Origin of the sequence: Kitasatospora sp. NPDC056783 (genome assembly GCF_042789895.1) — a bacterium.
Taxonomy (GTDB): Bacteria; Actinomycetota; Actinomycetes; order Streptomycetales; family Streptomycetaceae; genus Kitasatospora.
The window spans coordinates 1-2,212 of record NZ_JBHUAF010000653.1; the positions used below are offsets into that span (position 1 = coordinate 1).

Here is a 2,212-nt window from a genome sequence, read left to right on the forward strand (position 1 = left end):
GGCCCGGGGGCCGTATCGGCTCAGACCGTATCGGCTCAGTACCAGTGGTGGGACTGCCAGAACGACCAGGCGGCGCAGGGGCTGCCGTAGCGGGTGTTCATGTAGTTCAGGCCCCACTTGATCTGGGTGGCCGGGTTGGTGCGCCAGTCCGCGCCGGCGGAGGCCATCTTGGAGCCGGGCAGGGCCTGGACCAGGCCGTAGGCGCCGGAGGAGGCGTTGACCGCCAGCGGGTTCCAGCTGCTCTCGCGGAACACGATGTTGCTGAAGCACTGGAGCTGGCCGGCCGGGACGATCTGCGCGGCGATCTGCTGCGGGGTGCCGGAGTAGGTGGCCGGCGCGTCGGCGAGGTTCCGGCGCTCCTGCGAGCGGGAGGCGGCGGCATCGGCGTCGGCCTTGGCCTTGGCGTCCGCCTGGGCCTGGGTCTGGGAGGCGGCGTCCGCCTCGGCCTTCGCCCGCTCCTCCTGGGCGGCCTGCTCGGCAGCGGCGGTGTCGGCCGGGCCCTGGTCGGCGACCGGCTGCTCGTTCAGCGCGACGGCGGCCACGGGGGCGGCCTCGGCCGGGTTCCCGACCTGCGGGATGGCGAGGGCGGCCGTGGCGGCGCCGGACACCACGAGGGTGGCGATGCCGGTGATCAGGGAGTTGCGGCGGGCATGGCTGAGCTGCATGAAGCGGGCGTTCCTTCTCCGTCGGGGGCCGTGCCGGTGGCACTTGGGGCGGGGCATCGCGTGGAACCCGGGTGAGCGGGGACCGTGCGGCCGCCCTGGACGGCCGTTCCGCCCGGGCGGAAGCGGCGGGGCGGACGGGCTGCGCGGCGGAGGTGGCCGGCCGGCGCTGCCTGGCGACGGGCCATTCTTGGCAGGGCCGGGGACGGGTGGCAAAGGCGTTCGCTACTACGCGGGGTAGTGGTTGCGGGATGGTCGCGGCCGGGTCTGACGGCGCATTTGGTGATATTTGTCCGAATTGTCTATGTGGGGTCGGTGTGGCGGGCCCAAGGTGGAACGCGAGGCCGGCGGGCCCGGTGGCCTGCGCTCTTCGGGTGGGGCGCGGTCGTGGGGGCCCCGGCCGCGGCGCCTCGGCCGGGCCGTGGCGGGGGTGGCGGGGCGCCCGTCCACTACGGGGGATCGTGGATGGCGGACCCCCTGTGGGCGGGCTCACACCCGAGGGGGTGCGGCGTCGACGCGGCGTGAGCGGGTGGTGACGGATTCGGGGTGGTCGCGCGTGGATTCCGTGGACGCCCCGGGCCCGCCGGGCCGGAATCCCGAGTTGCCGTGTTCCTGCCAGTTTCGGGCGGCAAGGCCGGGCCCCTCCCGCCGTGCCGCTCGCCGGGCCACCCTCGGTGCTCCCCCACCTGTCAAGGAGGAGCCCGATGAAGCGTCAACTCGGCCGAATGGTCAGCTTGTTGTCAGGTCTGGTACTCGGCGTCGGCCTGCTGGTGCTGCCTGCCGCCGCCTCGCCCGCGCCGTCCCCCTCCGTGGTCGGCGGCGCCCGGGCGGCGCAGGGCGAGTTCCCGTTCATGGCGCGGCTCTCGATGGGCTGCGGCGGCGCGCTCTACACCTCGCAGATCGTGCTCACCGCGGCCCACTGCGTCGACGGCACCGGCGCGGACAGCACCATCACCGCCACCTTCGGGGCGGTCGACCTGAACAGCGGCAGTGCGGTCAAGGTCCGCTCCTCGTACGTCTACCAGTCGCCCGCCTTCACCGGCGCCGAGAACGGCGACGACTGGGCGCTGATCAAGCTGGCCTCGCCGGTGAACAGCAGCCTGGTCAGCACCCTGCCGATCGCCACCTCCACCGCCTACGACAGCGGCACCTTCACCATCATGGGCTGGGGCGCGGCGCGCGAGGGCGGCGCCCAGCAGCGCTACCTGCTCAAGGCCACCGTGCCGTTCGTCGACGACGCGACCTGCGCCCGCGCCTACCCGGGCCTGAACGCCGCCGGCTCGCTCTGCGCCGGTTACGTCGCCCAGGGCGGCGTCGACACCTGCCAGGGCGACTCCGGCGGCCCGATGGTGCGCCAGGACGCGGCGGGCCGCTGGGTCCAGGTCGGCATCGTCAGCTGGGGCAACGGCTGCGCCCGCGCGGGTTACCCGGGCGTCTACACCCAGGTGAGCACCTACGCGTCCGCCATCGCGGCGGCGGCGGCCCGCCTCTGAGCGGCGCCGACGGCGCCGGCTCGGCAGGGCCGGTCACCACCCCCGCGGGTGGTGACC

General features: G+C 74.5%; 2 protein-coding genes. One reads left to right on the top strand and one right to left on the bottom strand.

Annotated elements, in window-relative coordinates; translation table 11 throughout:
• Positions 1-35 precede the first annotated feature (35 nt).
• Positions 36-665, bottom strand: coding sequence for a transglycosylase SLT domain-containing protein (locus ACFRMQ_RS40280; RefSeq protein WP_380735879.1), 630 nt, complete (start codon positions 663-665; stop codon positions 36-38).
• Between the two features lie 701 nt (positions 666-1,366).
• Here ACFRMQ_RS40280 and ACFRMQ_RS40285 point away from each other — a divergent pair.
• Positions 1,367-2,155 carry a serine protease gene (locus ACFRMQ_RS40285; RefSeq protein ID WP_380735880.1) on the top strand — a complete coding sequence of 263 codons (789 nt, stop codon included), beginning with the start codon at positions 1,367-1,369 and terminating at the stop codon, positions 2,153-2,155.
• Positions 2,156-2,212: the final 57 nt, after the last annotated feature.